The sequence below is a fragment of the Streptomyces aurantiaciflavus genome (assembly GCF_049808595.1).
Classification (GTDB): Bacteria; Actinomycetota; Actinomycetes; order Streptomycetales; family Streptomycetaceae; genus Streptomyces.
Genome location: NZ_JBNCAQ010000028.1, coordinates 14,689 through 31,942 on the forward strand (window position 1 = coordinate 14,689; position 17,254 = coordinate 31,942).

A 17,254-nucleotide genomic window follows, 5' to 3' on the forward strand; every position below is an offset into this window, starting at 1 on the left:
AAGTAGTCTTGAGCCCATGCCTGAACGCCGTACCGTCGCACTCGTCACTCTTGGCTGCGCCCGTAACGAGGTGGACTCGGAGGAGCTCGCAGGCCGTTTGGAGGCGGACGGCTGGCAGCTCGTGGAGGACGCCGCGGACGCGGACGTCGCCGTCGTCAACACCTGCGGATTCGTCGACGCCGCCAAGAAGGACTCCGTCGACGCCCTCCTCGAGGCCAACGATCTCAAGGGGCACGGCAGAACCCAGGCTGTCGTGGCCGTGGGCTGCATGGCCGAGCGGTACGGCAAGGATCTCGCCGAGGCCCTCCCGGAGGCCGACGGCGTGCTCGGCTTCGACGACTACGCCGACATCTCCGACCGCCTGCAGACCATCCTGTCCGGCGGCATCCACGCCTCCCACACCCCACGCGACCGGCGCAAGCTGCTGCCGATCAGCCCGGCGGCGCGCCAGGAGTCGGCCGCCGACGTCGCGCTTCCCGGGCACGGTCCGGCGGACCTTCCGGACGGGCTCGCTCCCGCCTCCGGCCCCCGTGCGCCCCTGCGCCGCCGCCTCGACGGCGCCCCGGTCGCCTCGGTCAAGCTCGCCTCCGGCTGCGACCGGCGCTGCTCCTTCTGCGCCATCCCCTCCTTCCGCGGCTCCTTCATCTCCCGCCGTCCGAGCGACGTGCTGAACGAGACACGGTGGCTGGCCGAGCAGGGCGTCAAGGAGATCATGCTGGTCTCCGAGAACAACACGTCCTACGGCAAGGACCTCGGCGACATCCGGCTGCTGGAGTCGCTGCTGCCCGAGCTGGCCGACGTGGACGGCATCGAGCGGGTGCGCGTCAGCTACCTCCAGCCGGCCGAGATGCGGCCCGGGCTGATCGACGTGCTGACGTCGACGCCGAAGGTCGTGCCCTACTTCGACCTGTCCTTCCAGCACTCCGCGCCCGACGTGCTGCGCGCGATGCGCCGCTTCGGCGACACCGACCGCTTCCTGGAACTGCTCGACACCATCCGGAGCAAGGCGCCCGAGGCCGGTGTGCGCTCCAACTTCATCGTGGGCTTCCCCGGCGAGTCCGAGGCCGACCTGTCCGAGCTGGAGCGGTTCCTGAACCACGCGCGGCTGGACGCCATCGGCGTCTTCGGCTACTCCGACGAGGAGGGCACCGAGGCCGCGACGTACGACGGCAAGCTCGACGAGGACGTCGTCGCCGAGCGGCTGGCGCGTGTCTCCCGGCTCGCCGAGGAACTCGTCTCGCAGCGGGCCGAGGAGCGCCTGGGCGAAACCGTGCACGTGCTCGTGGAGTCGGCGGACGACGAGGGCGTGTACGGCCGCGGCGCGCACCAGGCGCCGGAGACGGACGGCCAGGTCCTGGTCACGTCGGGCGAGGGTCTGAGCGTCGGTCGTATGGTCGAGGCGAAGGTGGTCGGCACGGAAGGTGTCGACCTGGTGGCCGAGCCCCTGCAGGGCTCGATCGGGTGTAGTGAGGAGGCGGGCAGATGACGGGTGTCCCGGCGTCGGCCGCAGGCGGCTCCTCCCAGGCGAAGGGCGCCGCCCCCTCGGGCGCGCCCGCCGCCGACGGCTCGTCGGGTGCCAAGGGGCCGCGGGGCGGCAAGCTGGCGGCCGCCGCCGTCAACCAGGCGAGCGTCTGGAACATCGCCAATCTGCTGACGATGCTGCGGCTGATCCTGGTGCCCGGCTTCGTCGCGCTGATGCTGGCCGACGGCGGCTATGACCCGGCGTGGCGCTCGCTCGCCTGGGCGGCCTTCGCCATCGCCATGATCACCGACCTGTTCGACGGGCATCTGGCGCGGACGTACGACCTCGTCACCGACTTCGGGAAGATCGCCGATCCCATCGCCGACAAGGCGATCATGGGAGCGGCCCTGATCTGCCTCTCCGTACTCGGCGACCTGCCGTGGTGGGTGACGATCGTGATCCTCGGACGGGAACTCGGGATCACCCTGCTGCGTTTTCTCGTCATCCGGTACGGCGTGATCCCGGCGAGCCGGGGCGGCAAGCTCAAGACGCTCACCCAGGGCGTGGCCGTCGGGATGTACGTCCTGGCGCTGACAGGATGGCTGGCCACACTCAGGTTCTGGGTGATGGCCGCGGCGGTCGTGCTGACCGTGGTGACCGGGCTCGACTATGTGAGACAGGCCATTGTGCTGCGCCGGCAGGGAATCGCCGAGCGCCGGGCCGCGTTGGAGGAGACGGAAGCGTGAGTTCCACGGCCACCGACGTGGTGCGGCTACTCACGGTGAGGGGCGAGACGCTCGCCGTCGCCGAGTCGCTGACCGGTGGCCTGGTCGCGGCGGAGATCACATCGGTCCCCGGGGCGTCCCAGGCCTTCCGCGGATCGGTCACGGCCTACGCCACCTCGCTGAAGCACGAGCTGCTCGGGGTCGACGCCGCTCTGCTGGCCGCCCGGGGTGCTGTGGATCCGCAGGTCGCGGTCCAGATGGCAGCCGGCGTACGCAAGGCGCTGGGGGCCGACTGGGGCATCGCGACCACCGGTGTCGCCGGGCCCGATGCCCAGGACGGGCAGCCCGTCGGGACGGTCTTCGTGGCGGTGGACGGGCCCCTTGCGGCGGATCGTGGTTCCGCCGCTGGCGGAAAAGTGGAGGCCCTGCGGTTGAACGGCGACCGCGCGGAAATTCGTAGAGAGAGTGTACGGAGCGTACTCGCAGTGCTCCTGAGGGAGCTTGCGGGCGAACAGACCGGGAATGAGCAGGCACAGGATACGGAACAGAACGGGGGGTTTTGATGTTTGCAGCCCTGAGTGAACACGACATCGCTCCCCGCACGGCCGCGGCGCAAGGCGGTACGGTGGGGCGAGAAGGATGCGGCTACGCGGTCCGAGGAGGGAGCCACCGATGATTCTGCTCCGTCGCCTGCTGGGTGACGTGCTGCGTCGGCAGCGCCAGCGCCAGGGCCGTACTCTGCGCGAAGTCTCCTCGTCCGCCCGAGTCTCACTCGGCTATCTCTCCGAGGTGGAGCGGGGGCAGAAGGAGGCTTCCTCCGAGCTGCTCTCCGCCATCTGCGACGCGCTGGACGTACGGATGTCCGAGCTCATGCGGGAAGTGAGCGACGAGCTCGCCCTCGCCGAGCTGGCCCAGTCTGCTGCCGCCACCCCCAGTGAGCCTGTGCCCACGCCGGTTCGTCCGATGCTGGGTTCCGTGTCGGTGACCGGTGTGCCACCGGAGCGGGTGACCATCAAGGCGCCCGCCGAGGCGGTGGACGTGGTCGCCGCGTGATGTGCCGCTGGGTGGACGGGTCCACCGAGTGGTGTGTGTGAAGGCGTACAGCACGCCGTGTGTGTGAGCGTGCGGCATCTGTGAGGCCCCGGCCGGGGCTTCTCCGGGAGGTCCGGAGGACTGCGGTCGGGGTTTTTGCATGCCCGGGGTGGGTGGTTCGGGAGGGTTCGGGTGCGTTTGCCGGTCTCGGGTGCGGCGGTCATGGTGGAGGGGCACGACGGGAGTCGACCAATCCGGAGGTACGGATGCACGTCGTGAAGAGCCCACTGTCCGACGCCGACCAGAAGACCGTCTCCGAAGCCCTGCAGGGGGCGCTGGTCGATCTGATCGGCCTTTCGCTCGTCGCCAAGCAGGTCCACTGGAACGTGGTCGGGCCCCGCTTCCGGTCCGTTCACCTCCAGCTCGACGAGGTCGTGGACACCGCCCGCACGCACTCCGACACCGTGGCGGAGCGCGCCTCGGCGCTGGGCGTCCCGCCGGACGGGCGTGCGGCGACGGTGGCCGCCAGGAGCGGGATCAATGTGGTGTCCGAGGGCTGGGTCAAGGACACGGACGCGGTGGAGGCGCTGGTGGCGGCGCTGGGCGCGGTGATCACCCGGATGCGGGAACGGGTGACCGCCACCGGCAACGCGGATCCGGTGACTCAGGACGTCTTCATCGCGATCACCGCCGATCTGGAGAAGCACCATTGGATGTTCCAGGCGGAGAACGCGTGAGGAACGTGTGACGCGAGGCCGTGCGGCGCGGGGGAGGCGCGGGTGGGGCGCTCCTTACGGCGGTGCGCTCTCCCGGCGGTGCGAGCGGCTGACCAGCGACGTGCCGGGCAGGGGCGTGCCGGGCGGGGTGAGCGGCTTTCCGGCGTCGGGCTGGAGGTGACGGCCGTGTCGGGTCGGGCAGTGCGCCGGGGGGCGGCTCTGGGGCTCGGGGTGCTGTGGTGGTGGGCCGCGGTGCGGATCGCCGTGGCGCCCGACGCCGGTGTGGTGGAGGAGGCGGTGGTCACCGGGGGGTGGGGGTTGAGTCTGCTGCCGGTGCACTGTGTGGCCAAGGCGCGGGCCGTGGGAGCGGTCGCCGCGGGGCGGTGGAGGGCCGCGTGGCGGGGGCAGGCGGGTGGCGGTGCCGCCGGCGCGGAGTGTGCCGTCGGCGGCAAGGGCGAGGGGGCGCTGGAACGGGGCTCTGCAGCGGGCGGGGGCGGGTGGGGTGGAGATGCGCGCGGGGCGTCTACCAAGGCATGGCCACGCCGCCGTTCGGGCGGAGGATCTGGCCCGTCGTGAAGGAGGACGCGTCCGAGGCCAGGTGCAGCACGGCGTGGGCGACGTCCTCCGGCTCGCCGACCCGGCCCAGGGGTGACATGCGGGACATGAGCGCCTCGGTGTGCGCCTGTGCGTCGGCGTCGTGGCGGTCGGTCATCGGGGTGCGGATCCAGCCCGGGGCGACGGCGTTGACGCGGATGCCGTACCGGCCGACCTCTGCCGCCAGGGTCTTCGTCAGCTGGACCACCGCCGCCTTGGAGACGCCGTAGCAGAGGAGCCCGGGGCCGCCCGTGTCCACGGCGCCCGAGGCCATGGTGATGATGCTGCCCCGGGTGCTGCGGGAGAGCATCAGGCGGGCCGCTTCCCGGCAGGCGTGGAGCACGCCCTTGAAGTTGACGTCGAGGACCCGGTCGAGGTCCTCGTCCCGGGTCTCCAGGACCGGGCTGCTGTGCATGATCCCGGCGACCGCCGCCATCACGTCCAGGCGCTCGCAGGACTCGACCGCCTGCCGCACCTGGGCGCGGTCGGTGACGTCGAGGTGGTGGGTGTGGGCCGTTCCGCCCCTGTCCTTGATCAGGGTCGCCGTCTCGTGCAGACCCTGCGTGTCGCGGTCCGCGCCGTGCACGGTGGCGCCGGCCTCGGCCAGCAGTACGGCACAGGCACGGCCTATGCCGCTGGCGGCGCCGGTGACGAATGCGGTGCGTCCGGTGAGGTCGTACGCCTTCACGGCCATGAAGGGACGGTACGAGGATTTCTGACGGTGCGTCAATTGTTGGTGCGGGGGCGGAGGCGGCGCGTGGGCGGGGAGCCCGGGGCCGGGGCGGGGCCCGTCTGGCAGGTGGGGCACCAGTACGTGGGACGCTCACGGGAGCCGTCGCCCTGGTCGGCCGCGCGGACGGGTGTTCCGCAGCGCAGACACGGGCGGGGGGCGCGGCCGTAGACGAAGAGGTCCTGGGCGCGGCGGCCGGTGGTGCTGCGGATGGGGCGGTCGCGGTTGGTCTCCAGGAGCTTCCTGGCGAGGACGGGCAGCTTGGCGGCGCGGTCGGCGGGGAGTGCGCCGACGGGGAGCCACGGGGTGGCCCCGAGGAGGAAGCAGAGCTCGCTCTTGTACACGTTGCCGATGCCGGCGAGGTTGCGCTGGTCGAGGAGGGCCTCGCCGAGGGGGCGGGTGGGGTCCGCGAGGAGGTTGGCGAGGGCGCGCTCGGGGTCCCAGTCGGGGCCCAGCAGGTCGGGGCCGAGGTGACCGACGGCTCGGTCCTCGTCGGTGGTGCGCAGGAGTTCGAGGACGGGGAGGCGGTAGCCGACGGCGGTGCGGTCGTGGGTGCCGAGGACGGCGCGGATCTGGTGTGCGGGGCCGCCGGTCCAGCGCTGGCCGTTCGCGTACACCTTCCAGGAGCCGTCCATCCGAAGATGCGAGTGGAGCGTCAGGCCGCCCTCGATGCGGGTGAGGAGGTGCTTGCCGCGGGGGGTGACGTCCAGGACGGTGCGGCCGGTGAGGTCGGTGGTGGCGTACTTGGGCACGCGGAGGTCGGAGCGGGTCAGCACCTTGCCCGCGAGGGCGGTGTGCAGCCGGCTCGCGGCTTGCCAGACCGTGTCACCTTCGGGCATGGGTCAAGGGTGGCACGGGGGAGTGGTGCGGGAGGCGGTGTGGGTTCTGGTCGTCATGCTCGTATCCGTAGGCCTCGGGGGGTCGCGATGAAGCCGGCTCCCTCCAGGAGGGTGCCCAGGGGGGAGGTCAGGGCCGAGGCGCCGTTGACGCGTTCGACGGTGACCGTGCCGAGGGAGCCCGCGCGGGCGGCCGCGGCGAGGGCTTCCGCGGCTGCGTGCAGGCGGGGGTCGTCGGTGGGGGTGGCCTCGCCGTCCGGGGTGGAGGGCCAGGCCAGCAGGGTCTTGCCGCCGCGTTCCATGTAGAGGGTCAGTTCGCCGTCGACGAGCACCACCAGGGAGCCCGCCTTGCGGCCGGGCTTGTGTCCGGCTCCGGTCGGTGGCTCGGGCCAGGGCAGGGCGGCGCCGTACGCGTTCGCCGGGTCGGCCGCGGCGAGGACCACGGCACGGGAGGCGGGGGAGGGCGTACGGCGACGGTGGTCGGAGAAGCCGGAGGCGTACGGGAAGCCGTTGCCGCCTCGTGGGCCGCCCGCGCCGGGGGAGGCGAAGTCGCGGGGGGAGACGTAGTCGCCCGGTGCGGGAGGGGCCGGCGACGAGTCGAAGTCGTCGAGGCCGGGAACCTCCCAGCCGAGGTCGTCGGACGGGGAACCGTCGGGGAAAGTGAAGCCGTCGGGGCTGCCGTCCTCCCGGGCCGCGCCGGGCAGCGTCTCACCCCGGTCGCGGGCGTTGGCCACCGCGCGGACGCGGTCCACGGCGCCGTCCATCGCGAACTGCGCGGCGCCGAGACCCTCCACGACATAGCCCCGCCGGGCCTGGCCGCTCTCCTCGAAGGCGGACAGGACACGGTACGCAGCCGAGAAGCCGCCTTCGACGCCCTCGGCGGAGACCGCGCCCCGGGTCACCACTCCGTGGCGGTCGAGGAGCGTGCGGGCAAGGGCGTGGGCGCGCACGGTGGCGTCGGCCTCGTGCGCCGGGAGCAGGGACCAGCGGCCGGCGACGGTCGGAGGGCCGCTGCGGGAGGCGGAGCGGGCGGCGGCCGTCAGCGAGCCGTAGCGGCCGCGGGGGACCGTGCGCTTGGCGCGGTGGGCCGTGGAACCGGCTGTGCGGCCCGAGCCCAGCAGGGAGCGCATCGGCGCCAACGTGTCGTTGGTCAGGCGGCCCGACCAGGCCAGGTCCCAGAGGGCGTCGGCGAGTTGCGGGTCGGCGACGTCGGGGTGGGTGGTGGCGCGGACCTGGTCGGCGATCTGGCGGAAGAACAGGCCGTAGCCGCCGGAGAGGGTGTCCAGGACGGACTGGTGCAGGGCCGTCAGCTCCAGCGGGTGGGCCGGGGGCAGCAGCAGCGGGGCCGCGTCCGCCAGGTACAGGGAGACCCAGCCGTCCTTTCCGGGAAGGGCGCCCGCGCCGGCCCAGACCACCTCTCCGGCGGCGGTGAGCTCGTCGAGCATGGCCGGGGTGTAGCCCGTCACACGGGACGGAAGGACGAGCTTCTCCAGGGCGGAGGCGGGGACGGACGCGCCCTGGAGCTGCTCGATCGCGCGGACCAGGCCGTCGATGCCCCGGAGCGCGTGACCCCTGCCGATGTGCTGCCACTGGGGCAGGAACTGGGCGAGCGCGGCGGCCGGGACGGGTTCGAGTTCGTGCCGCAGGGCGGCCAGGGAGCGACGGCGCAGCCGGCGCAGGACGGTCGCGTCGCACCACTCCTGGCCGATGCCGGCCGGATGGAACTCGCCCTGGACGACGCGCCCGCCCGCCGCGAGCCGCTGGAGGGCGCCCTCGGTGACCGCCACGCCCAGGCCGAATCGGGCGGCCGCGGCGGCCGAGGTGAACGGACCGTGCGTGCGGGCGTAGCGGGCGAGGAGGTCGCCCAGCGGGTCCTTCACGGGCTCGGTGAAGGCCTCCGGGACGCCGACGGGGAGAGCGGTGCCCAGGGCGTCGCGCAGGCGGCCCGCGTCCTCGACCGCCGCCCAGTGGTCGGCGCCGGCGACACGGACCCGGATGGCGCGGCGGGCGGCGGCCAGCTCCTGGGCCCAGTGGGGTTCGGCACCCCGCTCGGCCAGCTCGGCGTCGGTGAGCGGGCCGAGTACACGCAGGACGTCCGCGACGCCTTCGACGTCCTTCACGCGGCGGTCCTCGGTCAGCCACTGCAGCTCCCGCTCCAGCTCGGTGAGCACCTCGGCGTCGAGCAGTTCGCGCAACTCCGCCTGACCGAGCAGCTCGGCCAGCAGCCGTGAGTCCAGGGAGAGGGCAGCGGCACGGCGTTCCGCGAGGGGGGAGTCGCCCTCGTAGAGGAACTGGGCGACGTATCCGAACAGGAGGGAGCGGGCGAAGGGCGACGGCTCCGGGGTGGTGACCTCGACCAGGCGCACCTTGCGGGATTCCAGGTCGCCCATCAGCTCGACGAGTCCGGGGACGTCGAAGACGTCCTGGAGGCACTCGCGGACCGCTTCCAGGACGATCGGGAACGAGCCGAACTCGCTCGCCACCTGGAGCAGCTGGGCGGCGCGCTGGCGCTGCTGCCACAGAGGGGTGCGCTTGCCCGGGTTGCGCCGCGGCAGCAGCAGGGCACGGGCGGCGCACTCGCGGAAGCGGGCCGCGAACAGCGCGGAGCTGCCCACCTGGTCGGTGACGATCTGGTCGACCTCGCCCTTGTCGAAGACGACGTCGGCCGCGCCGACCGGGGCCTGTTCGGCGTCGTATTCCGTGCCGGCCTTCACCGGCTCCTGGTCGAGCAGGTCGAGACCCATGAGGTCGGCGTCCGGCAGGCGCAGGACGATGCCGTCGTCGGCATGCATGACCTGCGCGTCCATGCCGTACCGCTCGGAGAGTTTGGCGCCGAGGGCGAGGGCCCAGGGGGCGTGGACCTGGGCGCCGAACGGGGAGTGCACGACGACCCGCCAGTCGCCCAGTTCGTCCCGGAAGCGTTCCACGACGATCGTGCGGTCGTCGGGGACGTGGCCGCAGGCCTGGCGCTGTTCGTCCAGGTACGACAGGACGTTGTCCGCGGCCCATGCGTCCAGTCCCGCGGTCAGCAGGCGCAGACGGGCGTCGTCCTTGGGCAGGGAGCCGACCTCGCGCAGGAACGCGCCGACCGCGCGCCCGAGCTCCAGTGGGCGGCCCAGCTGGTCGCCCTTCCAGAACGGGAGACGGCCGGGGACGCCGGGGGCGGGGGAGACCAGGACACGGTCGCGCGTGATGTCCTCGATGCGCCAGGACGTCGTACCCAGGGTGAAGACGTCGCCGACGCGGGACTCGTAGACCATCTCCTCGTCCAGCTCGCCCACCCGGCCGCCGCCCTTCTTGGGGTCGGCGCCCGCGAGGAAGACGCCGAACAGTCCGCGGTCGGGGATCGTGCCCCCGGAGGTCACGGCGAGACGCTGGGCTCCGGGGCGGCCGGTGATCGTGCCGGCGACGCGGTCCCACACCACGCGCGGGCGGAGTTCGGCGAAGGCGTCGGAGGGGTAGCGGCCGGCGAGCATGTCCAGGACCGCCGTGAAGGCGGACTCGGGGAGCGAGGCGAAGGGCGCGGCGCGGCGGATCAGGGCGAGCAGGTCGTCGAGCTGCCAGGTGTCCATCGCGGTCATGGCGACGAGCTGCTGGGCGAGGACGTCCAGGGGGTTCGCCGGCACCTTGAGGGACTCGATGGCGCCGGTGCGCATGCGCTCGGTGACCACCGCCGCCTGGACCAGGTCGCCGCGGTACTTGGGGAAGACCACGCCGGTGGAGACGGCTCCGACCTGGTGGCCCGCGCGGCCGACGCGCTGCAGGCCCGAGGCGACGGAGGGCGGCGACTCGACCTGGACCACGAGGTCGACCGCGCCCATGTCGATGCCCAGTTCCAGGCTGGAGGTGGCGACCACCGCGGGGAGACGGCCCGCCTTCAGGTCCTCCTCGACCAGGGCGCGCTGCTCCTTGGAGACCGAGCCGTGATGGGCGCGCGCGATGACGGGCGGTGCGCCCTGGGCGGTGCCCGAGCCGCCCATCAGTTCGGCCGGGGCGTGGTGCTCGCCGAGGGTTTCGCCGGTGGCCCGCTCGTAGGCGATCTCGTTGAGGCGGTTGCAGAGACGCTCCGCGAGGCGGCGGCTGTTGGCGAAGACGATCGTGGAGCGGTGGGACTGGATGAGGTCGGTGATCCGTTCCTCGACGTGGGGCCAGATGGACGGGCGTTCCGCCCCTTCGGAGCCGTCCGCGACCGGGGAGCCGCCCAGTTCGCCCAGGTCCTCGACCGGGACGACGACCGAGAGGTCGAACTCCTTGCCGGACTTGGGCTGGACGATCTCCACCTTGCGGCGCGGGGAGAGGTAGCGGGCCACCTCGTCGACCGGGCGGACGGTCGCGGAGAGACCGATGCGGCGGGCCGGCCTCGGGAGCAGTTCGTCCAGGCGCTCCAGGGAGAGGGCCAGGTGGGCGCCGCGCTTGGTGCCGGCCACGGCGTGCACCTCGTCGAGGATCACGGTCTCGATGCCGGTCAGCGCGTCGCGGGTGGCCGACGTCAGCATCAGGAAGAGGGACTCGGGCGTGGTGATCAGGATGTCCGGGGGGCGGGTGGAGAGGGCGCGGCGCTCGGCGGCGGGAGTGTCGCCGGAGCGGATGCCGACCTTGACCTCGGGCTCGGGCAGGCCCAGGCGTGCGGATTCGTGACGGATGCCCGTCAGCGGGCTGCGGAGGTTGCGTTCCACGTCGACGGCCAGGGCCTTGAGCGGGGACACGTAGAGCACGCGGCAGCGCTTCTTCGGGTCGGCCGGTGGCGGTGTGGAGGCCAGCTGGTCCAGGGCGGCGAGGAACGCGGCCAGGGTCTTGCCGGAACCGGTCGGGGCCACCACCAGCACGTCCGAGCCCTCACGGATGGCCTGCCACGCGCCCGCCTGGGCGGCGGTGGGCGTGGAGAACGCCCCCGTGAACCAGCCGCGGGTCGCGGAGGAGAAGCCGTCCAGGGCTCGGTGTGCGTCGCTGACCATGCGTCCATCGTGCACCCCCGCACTGACAATGGCGCTGACCTGCGGTGGCGCTGCGCCGACCGGGCTGTGCGCCCAGAATGGGGCCGGGGCCAGGGACGCGGCCGCTCCCCTCGGACTGCGGCTGCTGGTCAGCGCAGGCGTCGCCGAGAATGGGGGTATGGCGGGATCGGTCGACGTGGCGAGGCACTGGCAGTATGCGGAGCTGCCCGGGGTCGATCTGCTGCGGGCCCGGTACGTGCGGAAGAACTTCGTGCGGCACACGCACGAGCACTTCGTGATCGCCGGCATCGCCGAGGGGGTCGAGGTCTTCCACCATCGTGGGGGCGACCAGTACGCGGGGGCCGGTGCGCTCGCGCTGCTCAATCCGGACGCTCCGCACACGGGACGAGCCGGTGTGCCCGAGGGGTGGCGCTACGGGGCCGTGTATCCGGCGCCCGAGGTCGTGGCCGGGATCGCCGCCGAGACGACCACCCTGCGGGGCACCCCCGGGTTCGTCGGTCCCGTGCTCGACGATCCCTACTCCGTCTCTCTGGTGCACCAGGTGCTCCGCGCCGCCGACGAGGGCAACGCGCTGGCCGCCGACACGCTGTTGCGCGTCACCGTGACACGGCTGCTGCGGTTGAACGGCGGGCCCCTGCCGGTACGGCGGGTGAGTACGGCCGGTGCGCGGGTCGCCGCACGCGCGCGTGCCGTGTTGGAGGAGCGGATGGCCGATCCGCCGACCTTGGAGCAGCTCGCGGGTGATCTCGGGACCGGTCCCTTCCCGCTGTTGCGCGCGTTCCGGGACGCCTACGGGATGCCGCCCCACGCCTGGCTCACGGACGCGCGGGTCCGCCGGGCGCGGCGGCTGCTGGACGCCGGGACGACACCCGCGGAGGCGGCCCTCGCGGTGGGGTTCACCGACCAGCCGCACCTCAACCGTCACTTCTCCCGGATCGTGGGCGTGCCTCCGGGCTCCTACCAGCGCGAGCGCAAGAACGTACAAGACGCGCGGTCGCGGCTGGCCCTACCGTCCGACGCGTGGCAGAACAGACAGCTCTCGCAGACATCCGCGCCGACGACGGACGGAGGCCGGACACCGCCGTCGTACGGGACGCCCTGGGCGTCGGGGTCGCCGTCGGACTCTCCGGGTTCGCCTTCGGGGTGACCTCGGCGGGCAGCGGGCTCACGGTGTGGCAGACCTGCGCGCTCAGCCTGCTGGTGTTCACGGGCGCGTCGCAGTTCGCGCTCGTCGGGGCGCTCGCGGCGGGCGGCAACCCGATGACGGCGGCCGCGGGCGCCTTCTTCCTGGGCGTGCGCAACGCCTTCTACGGCCTGCGCCTGTCGCAGTTGCTGGCCCTCCCGCGCGCGGTGCGCCCGTTGGCCGCCCAGTGGGTGATCGACGAGACGGCGGCCGTGTCGCTGGCGCAGCGCGATCGGCGCGGGGCGCGGATCGGCTTCGCGGTCACCGGGCTGAGCCTGTACGTGCTGTGGAACCTCACGACACTCCTGGGCGCGCTGGGCGCCGAGGCGATCGGGGACACGAACGCGTGGGGGCTCGACGCGGCCGGGCCCGCCGTCTTCCTGGCGTTGCTCGCGCCCATGCTGAAGACCGTCATGGAGCGGGCCGTCGCCGCTCTCGCGGTCCTTCTGGGACTGGGCCTCCTGCCTGTCCTGCCCGCCGGGGTGCCCGTCCTGGTGGCCGCGCTCGCCGCGCCGCTCGTCCTGTGGGCCGAGGGGCGTCGCGAAGGCCGGACGCGCGGCCGACCGGAGGAGGGCGAGCGATGAACGTCTGGATCGCGATCGGGGCGACCGCCCTCGGCTGCTACGCCGTCAAGCTCGCCGGGCTGCTCGTTCCCGCGGGCGTTCTCGAGCGGCCCGTGGTCCGGCGGCTCGCGGCCCTGCTGCCCGTCGCCCTGCTCGCCGCCCTGACGGCCCAGCAGGCCTTCGCCGACGGACAGGCGCTCGTACTCGACGCACGGGCCGCTGGGCTGGCCGCGGCCGCCGTGGCGCTCGTCCTGCGAGCGCCGTTCCTGCTCGTCGTCGCGGCGGCCGTGGTGGTGACGGCGGGGGTGCGGGCCGTGGGCGGGTGACGGTGCGCGGCCGGGTGCTCGGGCGTCAGCCGATGGCGCGGCCGTACGCCCTCAGGGTCCGCAGGGCCTCGATCGTCACCAGGGGGCGTGCTTCCAGGGCGGTGCCCGGTGCCCAGCGGCGCCAGCGGATCGGCCAGCCGCCGTCCTCCTCCTGCTCGCCGGCGAGGAAGTCCAGGGAGCGTTCCATCTCGTCGTCCGTGAACCACGCGCGCGCGAGGGAGCCCGGCGTCCGGGCGAAGTCGTGCGGGAAGTGGTGCTCACCGGGGGCGTATCCGGGCGGGACGGGGTGCGTGTCGCGGTGGTCGGGGTCCAGTACGGCGAGCCGTTGTTCGCGCACCAGGCGGCCCAGGCGGTCGGCGGCCGCCTCCGCGCGCGGGCGGTCGGGGGCGGAGTCCAGGAAGGCCACGGCGGCCTGGATCTCGTACGGGTGGGACGTCTCCAGGGCGTCCACCGCCTGCCAGCAGAAGTCCGTGGCCCTGAACAGCCAGGCGTGCCACACCTCGTTGCGGTGGAGGAGGCCCACCACCGGACCCGTGGCCAGGAGTTGGCTGGGCGGGTCGTCCACGATCGGGACGAACGGGGCCGTCGGGTAACCGCGCTGGCTGGGATGGATCGCGGGGAGGGCCCCGTCGGGGTTGGACACGGAGGTGAGGTAGCGGCACACCCGTTCCACACGCTGGCCGCCGCAGCGCCCGAGAGAGTCCAGGACGCGCAGGGCGTGCGCGGTGTGCAGGGGCTGGCTGACGGGGCCCCGCAGATCCGGCTCCAGCGCGTGGCCGTATCCGCCGTCCTCGTTGCGGTAGGCGTCGAGTGCGGTCTCGACGGGATCGGCGCCGCCGTGGAGGAAGTGATACGCGAAGAGGCGCTGTTCCAGCACGCGCGCGGTGAGCCAGACGAAGGGCTCGGCGCGGAAGAGCGGGGTGCGCGCCGGGGGCGTAGGGGGGAGTGGGGAAGCTCCGGTTTCGGCCATGCGTCAGACCGTAGGGCGGAAAGCGGTGTCGACAGGCGGTCCCGGCCAGGGCCACCCCCGGGGGCGGGATACTGGTGTCATGCGGTTGACGGTCTTCTGGCAGCGGATGGCGGAGCACTTCGGTTCGGGCTACGCCGACACCTTCGCGCGCGATCATGTGATGGCGGAGCTCGGCGGGCGCACGGTGCACCAGGCGCTGGAAGCCGGCTGGGAGGCCAAGGACGTGTGGCGCGTGGTGTGCGCGGTGATGAACGTTCCGCACGAGAAGCGCTGATCCGCGATGAAGATCGCAGGGGGGGCTCCGGTTGTCGGTGGCGTGGGCGAGACTTGATCCGTGGCACCCACTGACGAGAGCGGACAGGTCGCCCCGCAGGCATCCCCGTCGGGCGCGACGCCGCCCAGCCAGCCCCCGGCCGGCCCCGACGCCGCGCCGGGTGCGCGCATGCCCCGCTGGCTCCCGCGCGCGATGGTGCTCGCGTTCGCTCTCTTCGGCGTGTTCCAGCTGGGCACCTGGGCCTTCCACCAGCTCATCGGCCTGCTGATCAACATCATGATCGCGTTCTTCCTGGCCCTCGCCATGGAGCCCGCGGTGAGCCGGATGGCCGCGCACGGCATGCGCAGGGGGCTCGCCACCTTCCTGGTCTTCTTCGGGCTGCTGATCGCGGTCGCCGGCTTCTTCACGCTGCTCGGCTCGATGCTCGCGGGGCAGATCATCAAGATGATCGAGGGCTTCCCCGAGTACCTCGACTCCGTCATCCACTGGATCAACACCACGTTCCACACCGACCTCAGACGCGTGGACATCCAGGAGGGCCTGCTCCACTCCGACTGGCTGAAGAAGTACGCGCAGAACAGCGCCGCCGGCGTGCTGGACGTCTCCACCCAGGTTCTCGGCGGCCTGTTCCAGCTGCTGACGATCGGGCTGTTCTCGTTCTACTTCGCCGCCGACGGACCCCGCCTGCGTCGCGCCCTGTGCTCCGTCCTGCCGCCTGCCAGGCAGGCCGAGGTGCTGCGCGCGTGGGAGATCGCCGTCGACAAGACCGGCGGCTATCTGTACTCGCGCGGTCTGATGGCGCTGATCTCCGGCGCGGCGCACTACGTGTTGCTGCAGGCCCTCGGCATCCCGTACGCGCCCGTGCTCGCGGTGTGGGTGGGTGTGGTCTCGCAGTTCATCCCGACCATCGGTACGTATCTCGCGGGCGCCCTGCCCATGCTGATCGCCTTCACGGTCAGCCCCTTGTACGCGGTGTGGGTGCTGATCTTCGTCGTGGTGTACCAGCAGTTCGAGAACTACATGCTGCAGCCCAAGCTGACGTCCAAGACCGTCGACATCCACCCCGCCGTCGCCTTCGGCTCGGTCGTCGCCGGCACCGCCCTCCTCGGCGCGGTCGGCGCCCTGATCTCCATCCCGGCGGTCGCCACGCTGCAGGCCTTCCTGGGCGCGTACGTGAAGCGGTACGACGTCACGGACGATCCCCGTGTCCACGGTCACCGGCGACAGGGCGAGGGGCCGCGCCCGCTCACCCGCCTGCGGCGGCTGTGGGCGAGGACGCGGGAGCGGACCGGGGCGACCGGGCCGGGGGAGAAGTCCGACTGACGCCGCTCGTGGGCGGGGTGACCGTGCTCGCGCGCGGGCGAGGGCATGTGCCGGTACCGGCGAGGACGTGTGCGGGTACGGGCGAGGCCTCAACCGCATGAGAATGCCTGCCATCCGCGTGCGGTGACGGCGGCCGCCGTGTGACGGCCGGTTGTCGCGGGCCGCGATCCACTCCTGTGCCATCACCGGGTCCGGGGCGTTGACGGGCTGCGGACGCGGGGGTCGGAAGTGCTCCGGGGTGCGCTTGACACCAAAATCGAACATCCATTCTTATAGAACCTCCGGCGAGGCTCTCGACGGGGATTCCGTCCCGTTTTGGGTGGAGAAGTGCCTGAGTTATCCACAGGCCGGACCGGCGTCGGGGCGCATTGTCAGTGGCAGGCGTTAGCGTCTTTGACGTGAAGCGATCGACTCAAGCAAACCGGGTGGAACCCATGGCAGGAACCGACCGCGAGAAGGCCCTGGACGCCGCACTCGCACAGATTGAACGGCAATTCGGCAAGGGCGCGGTCATGCGCATGGGCGAGCGGTCGAAGGAGCCCATCGAGGTCATCTCGACCGGGTCGACCGCCCTCGACGTGGCCCTCGGCGTCGGCGGTCTGCCGCGCGGCCGCGTCGTGGAGATCTACGGACCGGAGTCCTCCGGTAAGACCACACTGACCCTGCACGCCGTGGCCAATGCCCAGAAGGCCGGCGGCCAGGTCGCCTTCGTGGACGCGGAGCACGCCCTCGACCCCGAGTACGCGCGCAAGCTCGGCGTCGACATCGACAACCTCATCCTCTCCCAGCCCGACAACGGCGAGCAGGCCCTGGAGATCGTGGACATGCTCGTCCGCTCCGGCGCCCTCGACCTGATCGTCATCGACTCCGTCGCAGCGCTCGTCCCGCGCGCGGAGATCGAGGGCGAGATGGGCGACAGCCACGTCGGTCTGCAGGCCCGCCTGATGAGCCAGGCCCTGCGGAAGATCACCAGCGCGCTCAACCAGTCCAAGACCACCGCGATCTTCATCAACCAGCTCCGCGAGAAGATCGGCGTGATGTTCGGCTCCCCGGAGACCACGACCGGCGGCCGGGCGCTGAAGTTCTACGCCTCGGTGCGCATCGACATCCGCCGCATCGAGACCCTCAAGGACGGCACCGAGGCGGTCGGCAACCGCACCCGCTGCAAGGTCGTCAAGAACAAGGTCGCGCCGCCCTTCAAGCAGGCGGAGTTCGACATCCTCTACGGCCAGGGCATCAGCCGCGAGGGCGGCCTGATCGACATGGGCGTGGAGCACGGCTTCGTCCGCAAGGCCGGCGCCTGGTACACGTACGAGGGCGACCAGCTCGGCCAGGGCAAGGAGAACGCCCGCAACTTCCTGAAGGACAACCCCGACCTCGCCAACGAGATCGAGAAGAAGATCAAGGAGAAGCTGGGCGTCGGCGTACGTCCGGAGGAGCCCGCCGCGGAGCCGGGCGCGGACGCCGCGGTCGCCACGGGCGCGCCGGCGGACGACGCCGCCAAGACGGCTCCCGCTCCCGCCGCCAAGGCCGCCAAGACCAAGGCCGCGGCTGCCAAGAGCTGA

General features: G+C 72.5%; 15 protein-coding genes. 11 read left to right on the plus strand and 4 right to left on the minus strand.

All coding sequences use genetic code 11. The annotated features are described in order from the left end of the window. Nucleotides 1-16 precede the first annotated feature (16 nt). The 5 genes from rimO to ACPT94_RS29210 all read left to right on the plus strand — a co-directional run bounded on the left by rimO (nucleotide 17) and on the right by ACPT94_RS29210 (nucleotide 3,956). Nucleotides 17-1,486, plus strand: a complete 1,470-nt coding sequence (gene rimO, locus ACPT94_RS29190; RefSeq protein ID WP_425247210.1) for a 30S ribosomal protein S12 methylthiotransferase RimO — start codon at nucleotides 17-19, stop codon at nucleotides 1,484-1,486. Then, a complete protein-coding gene (gene pgsA / locus ACPT94_RS29195; protein ID WP_425247211.1) occupies nucleotides 1,483-2,208 on the plus strand; it encodes a CDP-diacylglycerol--glycerol-3-phosphate 3-phosphatidyltransferase in 726 nt (241 codons plus the stop codon). The genes rimO and pgsA overlap by 4 nt, the downstream gene beginning before the upstream one ends. Next, nucleotides 2,205-2,750, plus strand: a complete 546-nt coding sequence (locus ACPT94_RS29200; RefSeq protein ID WP_425247212.1) for a CinA family protein — start codon at nucleotides 2,205-2,207, stop codon at nucleotides 2,748-2,750. The genes pgsA and ACPT94_RS29200 overlap by 4 nt, the downstream gene beginning before the upstream one ends. Nucleotides 2,751-2,859: 109 nt before the next feature. Continuing rightward, nucleotides 2,860-3,240: a helix-turn-helix domain-containing protein gene (locus ACPT94_RS29205; RefSeq protein ID WP_003993396.1), complete on the plus strand. Its 381-nt coding sequence runs from the start codon at nucleotides 2,860-2,862 to the stop codon at nucleotides 3,238-3,240. Between the two features lie 245 nt (nucleotides 3,241-3,485). Further along, entirely contained in the window at nucleotides 3,486-3,956 is a 471-nt protein-coding gene (locus ACPT94_RS29210; protein ID WP_360343423.1) for a Dps family protein, read from the plus strand. Between the two features lie 502 nt (nucleotides 3,957-4,458). On the opposite strand, the gene ACPT94_RS29215 is transcribed toward ACPT94_RS29210, so the two are convergent. The 3 genes from ACPT94_RS29215 to ACPT94_RS29225 are packed head-to-tail and all read right to left on the minus strand — an operon-like array spanning nucleotide 4,459 to nucleotide 11,050. Then, nucleotides 4,459-5,223: an SDR family NAD(P)-dependent oxidoreductase gene (locus ACPT94_RS29215; RefSeq protein ID WP_360343429.1), complete on the minus strand. Its 765-nt coding sequence runs from the start codon at nucleotides 5,221-5,223 to the stop codon at nucleotides 4,459-4,461. Between the two features lie 32 nt (nucleotides 5,224-5,255). Beyond that, on the minus strand, nucleotides 5,256-6,098 hold the full coding sequence (locus tag ACPT94_RS29220; protein ID WP_425247213.1) for an Fpg/Nei family DNA glycosylase: 843 nt from the start codon (nucleotides 6,096-6,098) through the stop codon (nucleotides 5,256-5,258). 53 nt (nucleotides 6,099-6,151) lie between these two features. After that, nucleotides 6,152-11,050 carry an ATP-dependent helicase gene (locus ACPT94_RS29225; RefSeq protein ID WP_425247214.1) on the minus strand — a complete coding sequence of 1,633 codons (4,899 nt, stop codon included), beginning with the start codon at nucleotides 11,048-11,050 and terminating at the stop codon, nucleotides 6,152-6,154. Between the two features lie 157 nt (nucleotides 11,051-11,207). Between ACPT94_RS29225 and ACPT94_RS29230 the strand changes: the two genes are divergently transcribed. From ACPT94_RS29230 to ACPT94_RS29240, 3 genes are read left to right on the plus strand one after another with little or no spacing between them, the layout of a single operon-like run. Further along, nucleotides 11,208-12,197 (plus strand): AraC family transcriptional regulator, encoded by a 990-nt coding sequence (locus tag ACPT94_RS29230; protein WP_360343437.1) that lies wholly within the window; start codon nucleotides 11,208-11,210, stop codon nucleotides 12,195-12,197. Further along, nucleotides 12,098-12,817, plus strand: a complete 720-nt coding sequence (locus ACPT94_RS29235; protein ID WP_360343668.1) for an AzlC family ABC transporter permease — start codon at nucleotides 12,098-12,100, stop codon at nucleotides 12,815-12,817. Before ACPT94_RS29230 ends, ACPT94_RS29235 begins: the two co-directional genes overlap by 100 nt. After that, a complete protein-coding gene (locus ACPT94_RS29240) occupies nucleotides 12,814-13,122 on the plus strand; it encodes an AzlD domain-containing protein (RefSeq protein ID WP_360343440.1) in 309 nt (102 codons plus the stop codon). The genes ACPT94_RS29235 and ACPT94_RS29240 overlap by 4 nt, the downstream gene beginning before the upstream one ends. A gap of 25 nt (nucleotides 13,123-13,147) precedes the next feature. Here ACPT94_RS29240 and ACPT94_RS29245 read toward each other — a convergent pair whose 3' ends face one another. After that, a complete protein-coding gene (locus ACPT94_RS29245; RefSeq protein WP_360343443.1) occupies nucleotides 13,148-14,092 on the minus strand; it encodes a prenyltransferase/squalene oxidase repeat-containing protein in 945 nt (314 codons plus the stop codon). Nucleotides 14,093-14,171: 79 nt separating this feature from the next. Between ACPT94_RS29245 and ACPT94_RS29250 the strand changes: the two genes are divergently transcribed. The 3 genes from ACPT94_RS29250 (at nucleotide 14,172) to recA (ending at nucleotide 17,254) form a co-directional block, all read left to right on the plus strand. Further along, entirely contained in the window at nucleotides 14,172-14,366 is a 195-nt protein-coding gene (locus ACPT94_RS29250) for a DUF3046 domain-containing protein (RefSeq protein WP_360343446.1), read from the plus strand. Between the two features lie 60 nt (nucleotides 14,367-14,426). Then, complete coding sequence (locus ACPT94_RS29255) at nucleotides 14,427-15,689, plus strand: AI-2E family transporter (RefSeq protein WP_360343449.1); 1,263 nt, start codon at nucleotides 14,427-14,429, stop codon at nucleotides 15,687-15,689. 434 nt (nucleotides 15,690-16,123) lie between these two features. Continuing rightward, nucleotides 16,124-17,254, plus strand: coding sequence for a recombinase RecA (gene recA, locus ACPT94_RS29260; protein ID WP_360343452.1), 1,131 nt, complete (start codon nucleotides 16,124-16,126; stop codon nucleotides 17,252-17,254).